13 protein-coding genes are annotated in these 15,233 nt (G+C 65.6%); 3 read left to right on the top strand and 10 right to left on the bottom strand.

The features are described 5' to 3' along the window. Positions 1-133: 133 nt before the first annotated feature. The 3 genes from I6H87_RS31800 to I6H87_RS31790 all read right to left on the bottom strand — a co-directional run bounded on the left by I6H87_RS31800 (position 134) and on the right by I6H87_RS31790 (position 4,866). The gene (locus tag I6H87_RS31800) at positions 134-2,572 is read right to left on the bottom strand and encodes a polysaccharide biosynthesis tyrosine autokinase (protein ID WP_011616302.1); all 2,439 of its coding nucleotides are present in this window, start codon (positions 2,570-2,572) and stop codon (positions 134-136) included. A 78-nt stretch (positions 2,573-2,650) separates the two neighbouring features. Continuing rightward, on the bottom strand, positions 2,651-3,373 hold the full coding sequence (locus I6H87_RS31795) for a Crp/Fnr family transcriptional regulator (protein WP_010811139.1): 723 nt from the start codon (positions 3,371-3,373) through the stop codon (positions 2,651-2,653). 509 nt (positions 3,374-3,882) lie between these two features. Further along, a complete protein-coding gene (locus I6H87_RS31790; RefSeq protein ID WP_011616301.1) occupies positions 3,883-4,866 on the bottom strand; it encodes a DUF1839 family protein in 984 nt (327 codons plus the stop codon). A 161-nt stretch (positions 4,867-5,027) separates the two neighbouring features. Between I6H87_RS31790 and I6H87_RS31785 the strand changes: the two genes are divergently transcribed. Then, positions 5,028-5,411: a hypothetical protein gene (locus I6H87_RS31785; RefSeq protein WP_136227837.1), complete on the top strand. Its 384-nt coding sequence runs from the start codon at positions 5,028-5,030 to the stop codon at positions 5,409-5,411. Positions 5,412-5,433: 22 nt separating this feature from the next. Here I6H87_RS31785 and I6H87_RS31780 read toward each other — a convergent pair whose 3' ends face one another. The 3 genes from I6H87_RS31780 to I6H87_RS31770 all read right to left on the bottom strand — a co-directional run bounded on the left by I6H87_RS31780 (position 5,434) and on the right by I6H87_RS31770 (position 7,428). Further along, on the bottom strand, positions 5,434-5,748 hold the full coding sequence (locus I6H87_RS31780; RefSeq protein ID WP_011616299.1) for a hypothetical protein: 315 nt from the start codon (positions 5,746-5,748) through the stop codon (positions 5,434-5,436). A 123-nt stretch (positions 5,749-5,871) separates the two neighbouring features. Then, positions 5,872-6,330 carry a response regulator transcription factor gene (locus I6H87_RS31775; RefSeq protein ID WP_041687890.1) on the bottom strand — a complete coding sequence of 153 codons (459 nt, stop codon included), beginning with the start codon at positions 6,328-6,330 and terminating at the stop codon, positions 5,872-5,874. 237 nt (positions 6,331-6,567) lie between these two features. Next, on the bottom strand, positions 6,568-7,428 hold the full coding sequence (locus I6H87_RS31770; protein WP_010811144.1) for a helix-turn-helix transcriptional regulator: 861 nt from the start codon (positions 7,426-7,428) through the stop codon (positions 6,568-6,570). Positions 7,429-7,939: 511 nt separating this feature from the next. Between I6H87_RS31770 and I6H87_RS31765 the strand changes: the two genes are divergently transcribed. After that, on the top strand, positions 7,940-9,511 hold the full coding sequence (locus I6H87_RS31765; protein ID WP_136227836.1) for a phage integrase family protein: 1,572 nt from the start codon (positions 7,940-7,942) through the stop codon (positions 9,509-9,511). A gap of 51 nt (positions 9,512-9,562) precedes the next feature. Here the strand turns inward: I6H87_RS31765 and I6H87_RS31760 are convergent, their stop codons facing one another. Continuing rightward, positions 9,563-10,576 carry a ParB/RepB/Spo0J family partition protein gene (locus tag I6H87_RS31760; RefSeq protein ID WP_010811146.1) on the bottom strand — a complete coding sequence of 338 codons (1,014 nt, stop codon included), beginning with the start codon at positions 10,574-10,576 and terminating at the stop codon, positions 9,563-9,565. Between the two features lie 2 nt (positions 10,577-10,578). Further along, a complete protein-coding gene (locus I6H87_RS31755) occupies positions 10,579-11,238 on the bottom strand; it encodes an AAA family ATPase (RefSeq protein ID WP_010811147.1) in 660 nt (219 codons plus the stop codon). Between the two features lie 377 nt (positions 11,239-11,615). Between I6H87_RS31755 and I6H87_RS31750 the strand changes: the two genes are divergently transcribed. Continuing rightward, positions 11,616-11,819, top strand: coding sequence for a cold-shock protein (locus I6H87_RS31750; RefSeq protein ID WP_006159056.1), 204 nt, complete (start codon positions 11,616-11,618; stop codon positions 11,817-11,819). A 202-nt stretch (positions 11,820-12,021) separates the two neighbouring features. On the opposite strand, the gene I6H87_RS31745 is transcribed toward I6H87_RS31750, so the two are convergent. Continuing rightward, on the bottom strand, positions 12,022-13,116 hold the full coding sequence (locus I6H87_RS31745; protein ID WP_011616296.1) for a replication protein RepA: 1,095 nt from the start codon (positions 13,114-13,116) through the stop codon (positions 12,022-12,024). A 1,628-nt stretch (positions 13,117-14,744) separates the two neighbouring features. Continuing rightward, positions 14,745-14,948: a cold-shock protein gene (locus tag I6H87_RS31740; protein WP_010811149.1), complete on the bottom strand. Its 204-nt coding sequence runs from the start codon at positions 14,946-14,948 to the stop codon at positions 14,745-14,747. Between the last annotated feature and the right edge of the window lie 285 nt (positions 14,949-15,233).

The following is a 15,233-nucleotide window of genomic DNA, read 5'->3' as shown; positions in this document are numbered from 1 at the left end:
TGAGCCTGAACGTCGCACGCGCATCAGTGCGTTTTCACACCAATGCGTGTGCTCAGAACGTCCGCCAAACGCTCGCAGAAACAGGTACACCCACACAAATGGCGGTGCGGTTTCTGGCGTGCTTTGGCATGCGTCAGTTTTTCCCTACCCGATCGGCTTGACCGGCCAATGCGGGAGGCTTCGCTACCGCTCGTGGCAACGGCATCCCCAGATAAGGATTGATGGTATTGAAGTCCGCCCGGTTGCTGCGCCGGGGCATGACACCGTTGAGGATGCCACCGGCCAGCCTGGCATTGGCGTGCGCCAGGCGCTTGAGGGTTTCATCGACCTGCGCCGTCGCCGTGACATCGGCGCGCACCACCACCAGCGTGGAACCCGCCAAGTTGGCCACCAGCGTGGCATCGGCCACCGCCATCACCGGCGGCGTGTCCACCAGCACCAGGTCGAAGCGCCCCGCGCACAGCCGCAGGGATTCCGCCAGCGCGGGCAGCATCAGCAGCTCGGACGGATTGGCCGGCACCGCGCCGCGGCTGAGCAGGAACAGGCCATTGACCACGCTCGGCTTGACCGCTTCGGCGATCGCGCTGCGGCCAGCGAGCACTTCTGCCAGCCCGGGCTCGGCAGGCAGGTCGAACCAGTCCGCCACGCGGCCGCGGCGCAGGTCGGCGTCGACCAGCAGCACGCGCTGGCCGGCTTCGGCGAACAGCACCGCGAGGTTAACCGCGGCGAAGGTCTTGCCGGCGCTGGCGGCGGGGCTGGTCACCGCAACCACGCAGTTGGGTGCATCGCGCAACGCGAAATGCAGCGCCGCCCGCAGCGTGCGCAGGCCTTCCACGGCAAGCGAATGCGGGGCGCGCCGCGCCAGCAGGAACTGGTCGTGCAGGCCCTGGCGCAGCAGCCGTTCGGCGCGCGCGCGTTCGTCCTCGGGCGCGGCGGCCGTGGCGGCGTCGATCACGCTGGTGACAGACTCCGGCCGGCCGAGGCGCACATTGGGCGGCAGCACAAAGCCGGAAGCGATGCCCAGGCGGCGCTTGGCTTCGACCAGCCGTTCCAGCTCGGTCTGCTCGTTGCTGAAGGCGATATCGCCCAGCATGGCCATGCCCAGGCGCTGTTCCGCATCGGCGGCGCTGGCCACCGACGGGCGCATGCGCTGGCGCAGGTTGATCGCGGCCACGCCCAGGCACAGGCCGAGCAAGGCGCCGGCGGAGGCGAACGGCCACGCGCCGAGACCGACCGGTGTGACCGGCGCGATCGCGGCATCGACCACGCGCATCTGGGTAGAGCTGTCGGACAGCATCAGCGACAGCTGCTCGACCTTGCTGCGCAAGGACATGTACATGTCCTCGGCCACCTTGACGTCACGCGTGAGCGCCACCGATTCGCGCTCGGAGGCCGACAGGGTCTGCATACGCGCGTCGATCTCCGCGCGCTCGCGAGTCATCTGCTGGATCTGGCTGTCGACGGTGCGGACCTCGTTGGCCTCGGGCGTGAAGCGCTGGAGCAGCCGCGTGCGCTCAAGCTTGAGCGCTGCGATCTGGCGCTGGTACTCCATGCTGTTGCTGAGGAACGACTGCGCGTCGCGGCTGGGCTGCAGCGAACCCGTGCGCGCGCGGTAGCGCGTGAGCGCCTCTTCGGCGCGCGTGAGTTCGCTCTGCACGCGCGGCAGCTCGCCCGAGAGGAACGCGAGCGTGCCGGCCGCGTCCTGGCGGCGCTTGTCGGTCTGGCCGTCGATATAGGCGCGCGTGACCCCGTTGACGAGTTGGGCGGCAAGCTGGCGGTCCGGGTATTGCCAGCTCACGCGCACGGTGCCGCCCGGCGCGGTCAGGGGGTCGGCCGCGCCGCCCAGGCTCGCCGGGGTTTCACTGCGTTCGCTTTCCACCGTGAGCCCGCGGCGCACGGACTCGGCGGTGCGGGCCAGGTCGTGCCGCGTGAGCTGGAAGCGCGTACCGGGCCCGGCCTCGATCTTGTCCACGCGCAGCACAATGCCGTTGGCCATCGCAGTCTCGCCGGCCCGCCCTTCCAGCAGCAAGGTGTCCTGCTGCATCAGGCGGTAGCGGCCGTCGCTGCGCACCTCGAAGGTGAGTGGCTGGTCTACCAGCGCCTCGGGCACGGTCATGCTGGCGATTACCAGACGCTCGCCGCCCCAGGCATAGCCCAGGCTGGCAGGCCAGGTGCCGCGCGGCTGGCCGGGTGTGGAAAAGCGCTGGACCAGCGCGCCCAGCAGCGGCGCACGCAGCGGCTGCGCGGTGATATCGAGCCGCAGCCGCTCCACCACCGGACCGACCACGGCGCGGCTCTTGAGCAGGCCTGCGTCGAAGGCCGCCGGGCCCTGCATCTGGGCGACGCTGCGCATGCCGCCATCGCGCCCCTCAACCTGCACCAGCGCCTGCGCGCGATACTGCGGCGGCGCCGACAGCGCCACCAGCAAGCCTGCGGCCGCACCGGCCACGCCAGCCGCGGCAATCCAGCCGAGGTGGTCCATCAGCGCGCGCGCCTGCGTGACGCCCGGCTGGGCCTCACGGCGCGGGGTGGCGCTCTCAGCCGGGCCACCGGCATATGACAGTCTGCTCACGACTACAGCTCCTCAAATGGGATCGGCGCGGCGTATACACGCCGCGCTTCGCAGGCCACACGCGCCGAAGCGTGCCGCTCAGGCGCTGGCCAGCGCGGGCAGCAGGCGGTCATACTCGCGCTTGACCAGCTTGTAGCACTCGCACGAATGCTTCTCCAGCCCGCAGCGGTCAAGCACGGTGATATGGCCGCGGCTGTGGTGGATCAGGCCCAGGTCTTCCAGCTTGCCGGCCGCTTCGGTCACGCCTTCGCGGCGCACGCCGAGCATGTTGGCGATGACCTGCTGGGTAATCACCAGCTCGTTGGAGCTGAGCCGGTCGATGGCCAGCAGCAGCCAGCGGCACAGTTGCTTGTTCAGGGAGTGGTGGCGGTTGCAGGCCGCGGTCTGTGCGATCTGCGTGAGCATGGCCTGCACGTACAGCAGCGTCACGCGCTGCAGCGTGGGCAGGCGCGGCAGGTCGCCGCGCAGCAGGCGCGCGGGAATGCGATAGGCCATTCCGGGGCTGCGCACTTCCACCCGGCTGGGCATGGTGTCGCCGCCGGTGACCACCGGGATGCCGACCAGCCCTTCGTTTCCGACCGCGGCGATCTCGACCGTCGCGCCGTCCTCCAGCAGCGACAGCAGCGATACCACCGCGGTGGTCGGGAAATAGACATGGACGATGCGCTGGCCGGAATCAGTCAGGAGTTCGCCGGCGCGCAGACGGACCAGCTCGAAGTGCTGCGCCAGCGTCTCCCACTCGCCGCGCGGCAGCGCGCTGAGCAGGTGATTGACATGCAGATCCGATCGATGCGTAATCATTTTCGTACCCCCTGTCCAATCCCGAGTCCGGGAACAACGCTCTGCCGGCCTGGCTCGGCACGACTGCTTTCCGAGAACCGGCTGGCTGCGCCGCCGACCCAGGTGCGGCGCTCTTTGCAAGCCAGTGCCTCTATTTAGCGTCATGGCAGCGCGCTCCGACAGTAGGCGAACGGCTGGGGAACGGTCATCCATCGGGAGGTTGGACGGAAAGGCGAGAGTGAAGCGGGCGCTGACAAGGGCTCCATGCGCCGCGGCGGCTGCGATGTCCGCCGCCGCCATACGAGGCGAGGCGGCACGGCAGATGGAAGCTGTTACGGGCTAGTCAGTCACGGCAGGCACGCAAGGCTGGATGCATGGCATGCCCTCCGCTGTCGGCATGAGACCCGGGATATCGTGCAAAAGGCGGATGCACCGGGTTGCCCCCGGCGCCGGATCGAACCGGTTCTGTGCCAGACGCCGGAGGCGGCACACCAGCCAAGTGTTGCCCGCTGCAGGCAGGATCTGCCGACTCATGGCTTGAACTCGCCGAAATGCGCGGCCAGCAACGGCACGCTGGCCAGGTATGAGGCTTCGAGCTGGTCCAGGCAGTCTTCGCAACGGTCCGGCTTGCGGCTGATGACCGCGCGCATCAGGCGGAACTGCATCACCATCGCCTCCGAGGCCATGGTGTAGCAGGCTTGTGCCGCCTTCTCGGGCACCTCCTGCCCGTGCATCACCAGCCAGCGCAGGTAGCGCGCCAGCAGCTCGAAATTGGCGCCGAGCTGGCGCAGCACGCCCGACGCGTAGTGGTGAAAGCCCGGTTCCCCGCGCGCCATCAGCCGCTCGAGATGCTGGGGAAATACCGCGCGAAACATTGTGACGGGGTTCTCGCGCGGACGGTTGCCCAGGTGAAAGCGCAGCAATGCCAGCGAGGCCTCGAGCAGCGTCTCGGCAGCGTGCGGATGCCCGTTGCGGCGGACCACATCGGCGTGCATGAAGGGCAGCGCGTCGGCACTGCGCACGCCCGGTGCCAGGCGAATGATGGCGGCGTAGTCCTCGCCGGTCGCGGTGTGGTAGCCGTCGGAGTGGTAGTAGCCGACAGCGCCGGCTTCGGGGATCAACACATCGATGGCAATGCAGGTGGGCATGCAATGGCGCAGGTAGCCGGCGCCGCGGGGTGGCGGCAGCTGGCTGCTGTCCAGCTCCATCACGACGATATGGCCGCGCGAGGTCTGTGCCGCAACGTGCGACTCGAGCGAGTCGTAGAACGTCAGGGCGTGCACGGTGAGGCCGTACAGCCGCTCCAGGTCGGCATCCGGAAAGCGGCACTGCGTGAAGTGGTCGGCCTCGAAGTCCTGCCGCACCGCGCAGGCCAGTGCCGCGACCGGCGGCAGGTCCAGCCCGTGCAGCAGCTCGATCCAAAGGTCGATATGGCAGTTGACGTGCGACCACACCGGATTGCCGCCGCGCAATCCTGGTCCGCCCCGTCCACGCATCCTGGTGTCGCCGTGCACTAGTGACCTCCGCGCCTGCCATGCCGCTTCATGAGCGGGTACGGACGGCCCATGCCGGGCCCGCGCGCGTGCCTGACGAGCGATACGGCAGGCCGAGCGCTGACACCAGTCATTTTTCCGTCTCCCCCTGAACCCGAGCCAGATACTTGCTGCCATTGGCCATGATGGCGATCTTGGCGCGCGCGGTTCTGGCCAGTCTGTTGGACGGCGCACAAACCCGCAAAGGGTTCAGGCGGTTCAGGGGGGCACTCAGCCGCAAATATGCGCGCATGGTGCTTCTGGTTGATGGAGGACTGCGAACTGATTGGTTATCGTCAAGGAGACGTGTGGGCGGGCAGTATGGCCCGCACGCCTTCAAAGCCCGCATGGTCCCCCGGTCGGCGGGCTTCTTTTTTGGCTCGCCGGCTGGTGTCCTGTTCCGCAAATACCTTGCCATGAAATCGCCCCAACTGGGCGATTTTCATTTTGGCAAGCTGCGCGACGACGAAGAGAATGACAAAGGCACAGTGGCACCCGGCGAGGCCGCCGGGTGCCACTGTGCCTGATTCTCGCTGGATGCCTGCTGGTTCAGGCCACGAGTGGTGGCGGCACGCGATGCCGATGCTGAGAAATGATCAGCGCCCTCAGGCTTTCCACACGCAGCCGCGCTTCGCGCTCGCCGGCCGCGCGGGCCGCGTCGGCGGCGGCCAGCTCGCAGTCAAACTGACGCCCGTGCAGTTCACCGCGATAGAGCAGCGGCTCATCGCTGCCCTCGTTGGCACCCGCGTGGCAACCATGGTCAAGGCTGGCAGCCAGCCTGATCTCGAAGCAGCACGCCCACTTGCCTCTGCCTTCGCGCACAGCAAAGCCGCGAACGACGAGGAATTCCAGTCCGGCCTCCATATGACCCCCTTACTTCCCCAGGGCGGCCTGCCTGCAAACTGGGCTGGCTTCTGCCTCCGGGCGAATCAAGCATAGGCAATCAGGTGCGATGCGCACTCCTACGGTGGATGTAGGTCTGCTCGCTCAAAGGAGGGAGGAGGTGGCCCCGTTGGCGCCCGTCAGTGACAGCGCCATGCGCGGAAAGCACTGGCCGCCGGCCCACACCAGCGCGGTGGCGGCGCAGACCAGTTCAACCGGTGCCGGCAGCGCGAGACACCCGCTGGCACCGAGCAGCGCGGCATGCAGCATCAGCGAGGCATCGAGGCGATCGGACAGCACCAGCCAGCGCCGTGGCGCCAGGCGTGCCTGCAGCTGGTCCAGCAACGCACGCGGGTCGCCCTCCAGTGCGCTGCAATCGATCAGCGCGATATCGGCCGGGTCCGGCGATGGCTCCGATGACGAAGCCTGCGTCGATGCGCGCGCCGATTCATGCAGCCACTGCGGCGTGCGCCACGTGATCGGCTGCGGCACGTCCAGTGCGTTCAGGCGACGCGCCAGGACACGGCACATCATTTCATTGCTGGCGATGAGATAGGTCGGCATTGACTCGGTCTGGCAGCTGGCCCGGGCCGCAGATGCGCTTGCCACCGGGTCGGGATCCGGGCCGCGGGGCGGCCCGCCTTGCAGGGCATCAGGGCAGCGCCAGCCGCCGGAAAAAGTGTCTGCAGATGCCTTTCATCACAAGGTAGCAAGCCGCCGCTGCCATTGCCTCATGCTTTTGGCCGAGAGCCGCACGCCAGAAGGATGAGGCGCGACCCGTGAACGCCGCGCCGCCACCCGTCACGCAGCCTGGCAGGTGGGATCAGGTGCCGGCACCCGGGTCACCGGATTGACGGGCGTGGCGGGCCCGGCCCAGTTGAGCGTGGCACCCTTCTGCAGGGCAACGTAGACGGCTTCGCCCTTGTTGCGTACGTGCAGGCGCTGGTACAGCGTGCAGGCATGCGTCTTCGCGGTGGCCACCGAGATATTCAGCATGCGGCTGACCGTCTTGATGGGATAGCCCCGAGCCAGCAGCGCCAGCACTTCGTACTGGCGTTCGGTGATGTTCAGCAGGTGCGCGCCGGCCGACGGGGTTTCGTGGTACGTCGCGTGCGCCTGGAAATGGCGCTGGGGCGCGGGCACCGCATGCTCGAGCACGGCCTCGCCGATGCCTGCGCGCAGCGCCACGACCCGGGCCTCGCCCTGCCCTGCGCTGCTTGCCACCGGGGTATGGCCGGCATCGAGTTCCGATTGCCAGGCATGGTGGCTGCCTTGGGCACGCGCCGGGAAGCACTCGCCGCCGGCCAGCACCAGGCGCACCGCGGCATCGAGCGCATCCGCACTGCAGCTCTTGGCCACGCAGCCGCGCACCGGGTCAGGCAAGCCTGCATCCGGCAGCGATGGGGCCGCCTGATCGCTGAGGACCAGCACGCGCTGCGGGCGTAGCCGCTGGCACAGTTCCTCCAGCATGGCCCAGCCGCCGGCGTGATCGGCTGGCAGGCCATAGATCAGCAGGTCGGCATCGTACAGCCACAAATCTGAATCGACTGGGGCGAGGGGATCGATATCGATCAGGTCACCAGGAATATGTGCTTGGGCCAGCAGATGGCGCAGACCCAGGCGCAGGAGGGGGTGAGGCTCGATCAAGAGGATGGTGGCCATGGCCGCTCTCTTATTATTGCGGCAAGTTCGGACCCTGCGACAATCCGCGCTTGCTTGTCGGAAATGCTCCGCTATCTTGCGGTTGCACTTCCATACGATCCGCCATCGCTCCAGACCGCCCGGCAGCCTTCCCGTCAGGCTGCAGGTCCGTCCTTCCCGTGGAGATACCGGATCGCCCCGTTTTGCGTGTTAAGACGCTTATGTAGAAAGAGTCTTAGATGCGACTGAAGTCTGATCTAAGTATTTATAACTCCTGACCTGCAGCATATGAAACGCGTAGGTCGAATGCAAGGTGATGGTGCGCTGCGGCGGGTTTTCCCCGAGCACTGCCTGACACCAGCATACGGATGCCACAAGGGCAGCGGGGATGACTTTCCAGTGAAAACGCGCATAAAATTATCGGCATTGTATTTATCTATGCATTTCGGGCCGGATGAATTCTCGCTCGCTTCAAGTGCCTTATAAATCAAGAAGTTAGCCATTCAGCGCATACCTGCCGATGATTCCTGGAATGATGATGGTCAGCCTCACCCGCAGCGAATTTGCGGCGGTACGCGCCTATGTGCAGGGCATGCCGGCGGCCATGGTGGTGCCCCGCTACCTGGCCGACGAAGCCGATGACGACGAAGCCGGGGCCGAGTCTGCGCTGCGGATCCTGCTTGCCCTGCGCGACCGGATGGTCCAGCTCGCGCACCTGCACGGACGGGCGGACCTGGCCGAACTGCTGCTGGCCGGCCCTGGCCGCTCCAACCGCGGCATGGATCGCCGCGTCGACGCGCTGGCTGAGCTCGAACGGTTGGGTACGGCGGCGCCGCGCCCCCAGCACGGCGTGGAGTTGTGGTTTGCACCAGCCTTGGCGCGACGCTTGCGCAAGGCTGAAATTGTGACCCTTAATTCTCTTTTTGAGCTTGCAAACCGACGCGGCAGCGCCTGGTGGCGGGCCGTCCCGCGCATTGGCGCGCTTGCCGGCGCGGCCGTCAACCGCTGGCTCAGCGAGAACCGTGCTGCCTTCCGGGACCCGGACGGCAAGCCGCTGCTGGGCGCGCACGTCGGCAACCGGACTCTGCTCGAGCGAGGCAGGCTGGGACCAGGGATGCGCCAGCCGTTGCCGCTGGAATGGATGACCGCGTCGCCCGCGTTAGCCGCTGACGCCAGCTGCCCGTACAGTCAGGGCCTCGACGTCGTCCAGGCCTGGCTGCGCGATGCCGCCGGCGACAGCGGCAGCACGTTCTCGGCCTACCGCAAGGAGGCGGAGCGCTTGCTGCTATGGGCAGCACTGGAGCGGCGCAAGGGCCTGTCGCAGCTCGATCTGGACGACCGCCGGGCCTACCTGGGCTTCCTGGCGCAGCCCGAACCGGGCAGCCGCTGGTGCGGACCGCGGGCACCGCGCCACCTGGCCGGCTGGCGTCCGTTCACCGGCCCGCTCAGTCCGGCAAGCGTGCGGCATAGCATGCGGGTGCTGGCCGCCCTGTTCCGCTGGATGCATGCCAACGGCTACCCGGTCACAGCGCTCTGGCCAGCCCGGATCCCGGACGGCACCGATGCCTCGGCGGCAACGGAGGCGGCGCGGCCGGACACCTTGCAGGTTCCCGAGGCCAGCCTGGCTCCCTTCCTGTCATGGCTGGAACACCGGGGCGGCGACGACGATGGCCAGCGCTACCGGACCGCCCATGCGGCAATCCTGCTGTTGCGGGAACACCGGCTCAGCCTGGACCGGCTGACCTCGGTCACGCGGCGTTCGCTGGCGCCGATGCAGCAGCCTGCGCGGGTTCCGGAAGACGGTGTGGAAAGCATTGTGCCAGACGGAACGCCCGGCTTTGGCCTGGCCACGCAGCACGCGCTGGCCCGGCATTGGCGTGACCGCAACCTCCAGTGGGACGGTGCGGGCACAGAAGACGCCTCGCTGATCGGTCCACCGGCCGCGCCGCCGACCCGGCGCGCGCAGCGCAAGCTGGCGGCATTGCCGCTGGCCGGCTACTCGGTGCGTGGCCTGCATGCCCTGCTGTCCAGCATGCTTGAGCGCTACCGCAAGACCTGTGATCCGGAGTTTGGCGCGCGCTCGCCGCGCGACCTGCTGGCTTGAGCGCTGCGGCGGCAATGCTGCCGCAGCGGCGCCATGGCTTGCCTGCCCGGCTCAGAGCAGCGTGTTGTCCAGCCCGAAGCGGGCCTTCAGGGCCTCGACCAGCGCCTCGCGGGCACTGCGGTCGCTCAGCTGCACGTCCAGCATCACGCGTCCCGAGTCCCATTCCTTGATGGTGCCCAGCAACTGGCCGCTGTCGGTCCGGATCTTGTATTGCCGGCTGATTTCCTTGACCTTGCGCGCCTTGCCTTCCTGCGCGTGCTTGCGGATGGCTTCAACCTCGCGGCTCGACAGGCCGTCATTGATGATGCGCGCCGCCAGTTCGCGCGTGCGCTCCTCGCCCGCCAGCTTGCAGTACAGCGTCAGCTCATAGCCCGCGGCGATGCCGATCGCGCTCGGGCGCTCGCGCATCACGCCCAGCACGGACTCGGGCAGGCGCAGCAGCGCCAGCGTCTTGTTCACGGTGCCGGCCGACATGCCGGTCAGCTCGCAGATTTCCTCTTCCTTCTGGACCTTGCCTTCGTCCAGCAACTGGCGCCAGGCGATCGCATTGTCCAGCGCTGACTGGTCCGAGCGCTGCTCGTTGAGCATGAACGACAGCCGGTAGAAGTCCAGGTCGCTCAGGTCGTTTTCGACAAAACATTCCATCTCGAGCTTGCCGGCAGACGCCAGAGCTCGCTTGCGGTAATGACCGTCGATCAGGATGTAATGGCCGGGGCGCGCCGGATCGGGCGCGGCCAGGCCGGGGGTCTTCTGGCCGTGCGTGGCAATGGATGCCGCCCGCTCCTGCACCACGGCGGGATCGTAGAGGCGCCGCGCGTTGAGAGGATTGTCGTGCAGTTGCTCCAGCGGAATCCTGATCAGCTGCCGGCCCGCGGCGGCTTCGCCAAGACTTTCAGCGCTGAAAACGGGCGCGCCATCGGCTCCCCTGCCCTGCAGCAATCCATTCGGATGCTGGGAAATGGCCGCTTCCGCGCGAGCGAAGCGGTCCAGCGTATCGTTGCGGGTCTTTTCGGCCGCCATGCCGGCCAGCATGCCAGCCTTGAGGCTCTTCAGTTTGGTAGCCATACCTAGTGCTCAATCAAAGACAGTATTTCGTCGACCATCATGTCGACCTCCTGCACCGCCTCGCGTGCGCCGGCAACGCCGTGCACGGTGCAGCCGATCGCCTGGCATTCCCGGAATGCCGAGCGCGACCCGATCATCGAATTCAAAAGCGGTACGTCGCCGTCGTCGCCAAGGATTTCAATGGCCTGGCGCGCGATCGAGACGCGGCGCTGGACCATATTGGCCATCACACGGATCAGCAAGGACTCATTCTGGACTTGGGCGTGCTGCGCCAGCGTCTTGGCCGCTACCGCCGCCCACAGATCCGGCGGAGAAGGCACCACCGGAATAATGGCAAGGTCCGAAATCAGCAGCGCGCTCGAGGGCGCTGCCGAATGCACCGCCGGCGGGCAATCCACGACGATGTAGTCATAATCCTGGACGAATTTGCGGACTTCGCGGTGCATGGCGCCGCCCGAGGGCGCCAGGCCAATCACGGAAGCCGGGAACGGCCGCTCGTCGCTGGCCTGCGCCGCCCAGCGAGTGGCGGTGCCTTGCTCGTCCATGTCGACCAGCATCGAGCGCGCGCCGCGCAGGCCAAGCGTGCCAGCAAGGTGCATGCTGACCGTAGTCTTGCCGCAACCGCCTTTCTGGTTAAAGACTGTGATGATTTTGGCTGGCACTGCGACCTCTCTTTCAGCGCTGAAAGCGCGGTTGATTCTTAAGGCGCAACTGTAGCCAAAAGCACGTGATGCTTCAACCGTTTTCCAAATTTACAAAATATATGTTGCCAACGCAGAGAGCAGAGGCCGCCATTTGGCAGCCGGAAACGAGCCGTACCGTAAAATTGCTTGAAAAACAGCCCGGGATGTGCCTAAAGTATCTATAGTGCGCATTACGCCGCACATGACACCGCAATCCAAAGTGGTTATGATGCGCGCTACAGTCGAGTCAAGTCGTGTCAACCTCGTCGGCTTCCGTTCGGTATCTACGAGAACTCAACGTGCTTGAACGGTTGTTTGCGTTGTGTACAAGAACTTGCTTCGAAAAGGAAATTCCTATGGCAACCGGTACGGTCAAGTGGTTCAACGAGACCAAGGGCTTTGGCTTCATTACCCCGGACGACGGTGGTGCAGACCTGTTCGCGCACTTCTCGGAAATCCAGGGCTCGGGCTTCAAGACCCTGAAGGATGGGCAGCGCGTGACGTTTGAAGTCAAGCAAGGCCCGAAGGGCCTGCAGGCTTCGGCAATCAAGCCGGCCTGACCAGCCTCGGCTGACCCCGCCCGTTGCGGATCCGTCCGCGGCGGGCAAACAAAAAAGGCAAGCGTTCAACGCTTGCCTTTTTTGCATTCGGGGGCCGGACATGGTGTCCGGCCTCAGTTCCGGCCCGCCCGGACCTGCTGATGCCGTCCCGAGAGCACGTGCAACGGCGTGCGCGGATCTCCCCGGGCGGGAAGCTGGCAAATCAGCCCAGCTTGCGCACGCTGGTCCGGGAAGGCTGCAGGATCAGCGCCTTGGACGAATCCGCATCGACCTTGGCACCGGGATACACCACCAGCACATCCTTCAGGGCCTTGCGGAACAGCGCACGGAACTTGCGCTCGCTTTCGGTCTCGGTGCCGAACTGCATCTGCAGCGCTTCCCACGGGATTTCCGTGCGGCGCTGGATGGTGAAGAAGCGGTAGGTCAGCCACGAATACACGTCCAGCGCGAACGGCGACTGTTTCAGCGCCTTGAGCGCGCGCATGTCGACCGGTACGGGGCGGTTGACCAGTTCGTTGAAGAACGGCTCGGACAGCACCACGAAGCTCTCGAACATGGACCCCTGACCAGGCTGCATGGGGTCCCACCAGGTCGACAGTTGATCGGCCAGCAGGTAGCCCACCCGATCGATCGACAGTGGCTCGTGGTTGGGGTTCTGGTTCTGGCTCGGCGTCGACTTGTTTTGCACGATGGCGATGGTCGCCGAGAACAGGCGGATCATCTGCTGGCGTACCAGCGTCATCGTGCCGCGCTTGCCGCCGGTGGCCATCGGAATGCCGAGGTTGTACATGAACTCGGACAGCGAATTGCCCAGCGAAATGCGCCGGTCCTCTACCGTGCCGGTGAATTCACCGCGCTTTTTCTTCGCCATGATCTCCTTGCCGATCCAGGCCAGCATCAGCCGCGGATAGGAGCCATAGGGGTAACCCAGCGAGACGGTCTCGGACACCAGCTTCTGGCGGCCGTTGGTGGCACGTTCGGAACGTTGCTGCGTGAAGTAGCCAGGCTGGATCATCAGCGAGATATTGCCGCTGGTGCGGGTCCATACCGGCGGCGCGCCCTTGGGCGCGCGGTAGGGCAGCGTTACCTGGACGCTGGCGCGGCTCAGGAAGCCGACTTCACCGCTTTGCCAGGCGTCTTCACGCTCCATGGCCTGCGCTTCGTCGAACAGACGCTGGAATTTCTCGGACGGAACCAGGTTGTTCTCGTTGCCGGGAACAATGATGCGGGAGGGTTCGGCGTCCAGGTCGAGGACGCTTCGATCCCCCGTGGTGGCCGGGGAGCGTTTGATGGGCATATTGGCGTGCTTCGGATTACCCGCCTTTGTACTCGAAGCCGCAAAGGTTGTCACGCAGAAACAGGTACGCAAAGCCCTTGCCTTGCTCGCCCTGTTTTCTGCCGGCTGGGAATCTCACGACTGGTCGCATGGTGGTGGACGGTGGGCAACCCGTCAGGGTTGTCCACGGTTCGCCAGCCATCCACTACCAGTAAACGATACCGATACGGGTTAACTACTTGTAAACCGTATACGTGAAGTTCAGCGCCTTGATTCGTAAGGGAAAAACCAACCCCACCGAACCCGATTCTGCGGGCAACCGTACTCGATTCTGCGAAGGGCCGAACCCGTATCTGCGGCAAGCCGAACCTGTATCTGCGGGTGGGGCGAACTGGTTTCTGCGGGGATAACTTGCAGGTTCCACAGCCTTTTCCACAGCGGCCACTCCTCAAACCGTACCCGTTTCTGCGAGCGAGCGCCGGGTATACGCGGCTTGCGAGGGTTCCAGTGCCTCTTTCCCGCAGAAAGTACGGCCAGAGCCCGGTTATCCCCGCAGAAACTGGTTCACTTGCCGGGCTGCTGACGGGCGCTTTGCACGTCAGGCGTACCCGTTTCTGCGCTGGCCTGAAAGGCCGCTGCCGTGCTGCCCCAGCGTACCTGTTTCTGCGGCGTACCCATTTCTGCGTGCCGACCCTGGCACCCTGGTGCGCCGCGAAGCGTACCCGTTTCTGCGTACCTCCTGCCGGGCTCTTCCGGGTCATGCGTACCCGTTTCTGCGCAGACCTATGGTGCTGTTCTGACGGAACTTTCACCAAGTTTCCATTCTACATGAGAGTTGCAGAAAAAGCTAGCACTCACACTCAACGTATACGCGGGAAACTCGCGGCGCTACGCGCCGTACCTGTTTCTGCGCAGACAGATCATGGATGCCAAAGCTCAGCCGGGTAGCCAACCGCCTTGCATGTCGTTGGCGTACCCGTTTCTGCGTGGCGTCGAGTGGTGCGCCTGTGCCCGTGGGCGTACCTGTTTCTGCGTGGGGTGCCGGCAGCCTCAGGGCTTCCGATGGTTATTGCGTTGCAACATTAGCCGTACCCGTTTCTGCGTCGTCGGCCTGGCCCGGCTTTGTGGATATGTAGGAGGAATGCGGGCCGGAGAACCGCTGCCATCGGCCGAATCGAATTCGAAAAAAAATTTTTGGGCGTACCCGCTTCTGCGTGCCAGAAGGCTCCTGGAAAGACCAAAGTGCCGCAGGGCGTACCTGTTTCTGCGTACCCGCTGCCCAGCGCAAGCAGGCCTGCCAGGACAGACCGTACCCATTTCTGCGAGGCTCACGGGCCGTGCCTGACCTCGTGCGGTGCAGCAGGCGTACCCGATTCTGCGTGGAGCGCAAGGCTGGATGGTGAGCGGGAAAGTGCGCCGCGCAAGGCCAGGCGTGCCGGCTGGCGGCGGCATGGGCATGCGGGGGCTGGAGCGGAGCGCCTGGCGGTCTGCATGACCGGGGCAGGCGGGGAGCGGCGGGGGCCGGGATGTGATGAAGGTGGCGCAGACAGCACCGCCAATCGCGCTATCCGCGCCTGAAAACAAAAAACCCCGCCATGGGCGGGGTTCTACGCTGTTCGGCGCGCGCGGGGCGCGCCGGCAGTCAATGCTTACAGCGGGGTGATGTTCGCGGCCTGCAGGCCCTTCGGGCCATTCTTGACTTCGAACTGCACGCGCTGGTTTTCCTGCAGCGACTTGAAGCCGTCGGCGCGGATTTCCGAGAAATGGGCGAAGAGGTCGTCACCACCCGCGTCCGGCTTGATGAAGCCGAAGCCCTTGGCGTCGTTGAACCACTTGACGATACCGGTTTGCATGATTTGCTTTCCAGAAAAAGGACAAAAAACATCGCATGACGAAAACGTCATCCGACACGGGGAACTCAAGGAAAGGACACCATGGACAACCGAAGTACCAGACGGTGGCTAACGAATGAACTGTTGCCTCGTCGCTTGAATCTAGGCGGCTTTATACGGGGGATTGCCGCAAGCGTCAAGCCGGGGACGCCCCGGAGCACCCCCGTGGCGGCGCTGGATTCAGCGGTTCGCGCTGTGGGATCATCACGCCTTTTGCATATCGCTTATTCGCCTGTGCCATGGCGA

Source organism: Cupriavidus necator (assembly GCF_016127575.1).
GTDB lineage: Bacteria > Pseudomonadota > Gammaproteobacteria > Burkholderiales > Burkholderiaceae > Cupriavidus > Cupriavidus necator_D.
Note: the sequence above shows the minus strand (reverse complement) of the source record. Positions and strands in the feature narration are given on the sequence as shown.

Excerpts from the sequence above, each read along its gene's own strand:
- I6H87_RS31775 (WP_041687890.1), bottom strand. The coding sequence starts at position 6,330 with ATGCCGACCTATCTCATCGCCAGCAATGAAATGATGTGCCGTGTCCTG.
- I6H87_RS31770 (WP_010811144.1), bottom strand. The coding sequence starts at position 7,428 with ATGGCCACCATCCTCTTGATCGAGCCTCACCCCCTCCTGCGCCTGGGT.
- I6H87_RS31740 (WP_010811149.1), bottom strand. The coding sequence starts at position 14,948 with ATGCAAACCGGTATCGTCAAGTGGTTCAACGACGCCAAGGGCTTCGGC.
- I6H87_RS31760 (WP_010811146.1), bottom strand. The coding sequence starts at position 10,576 with ATGGCTACCAAACTGAAGAGCCTCAAGGCTGGCATGCTGGCCGGCATG.
- I6H87_RS31750 (WP_006159056.1), top strand. The coding sequence starts at position 11,616 with ATGGCAACCGGTACGGTCAAGTGGTTCAACGAGACCAAGGGCTTTGGC.
- I6H87_RS31745 (WP_011616296.1), bottom strand. The coding sequence starts at position 13,116 with ATGCCCATCAAACGCTCCCCGGCCACCACGGGGGATCGAAGCGTCCTC.
- I6H87_RS31795 (WP_010811139.1), bottom strand. The coding sequence starts at position 3,373 with ATGATTACGCATCGATCGGATCTGCATGTCAATCACCTGCTCAGCGCG.
- I6H87_RS31780 (WP_011616299.1), bottom strand. The coding sequence starts at position 5,748 with ATGGAGGCCGGACTGGAATTCCTCGTCGTTCGCGGCTTTGCTGTGCGC.
- I6H87_RS31765 (WP_136227836.1), top strand. The coding sequence starts at position 7,940 with ATGATGATGGTCAGCCTCACCCGCAGCGAATTTGCGGCGGTACGCGCC.
- I6H87_RS31785 (WP_136227837.1), top strand. The coding sequence starts at position 5,028 with ATGATGGCGATCTTGGCGCGCGCGGTTCTGGCCAGTCTGTTGGACGGC.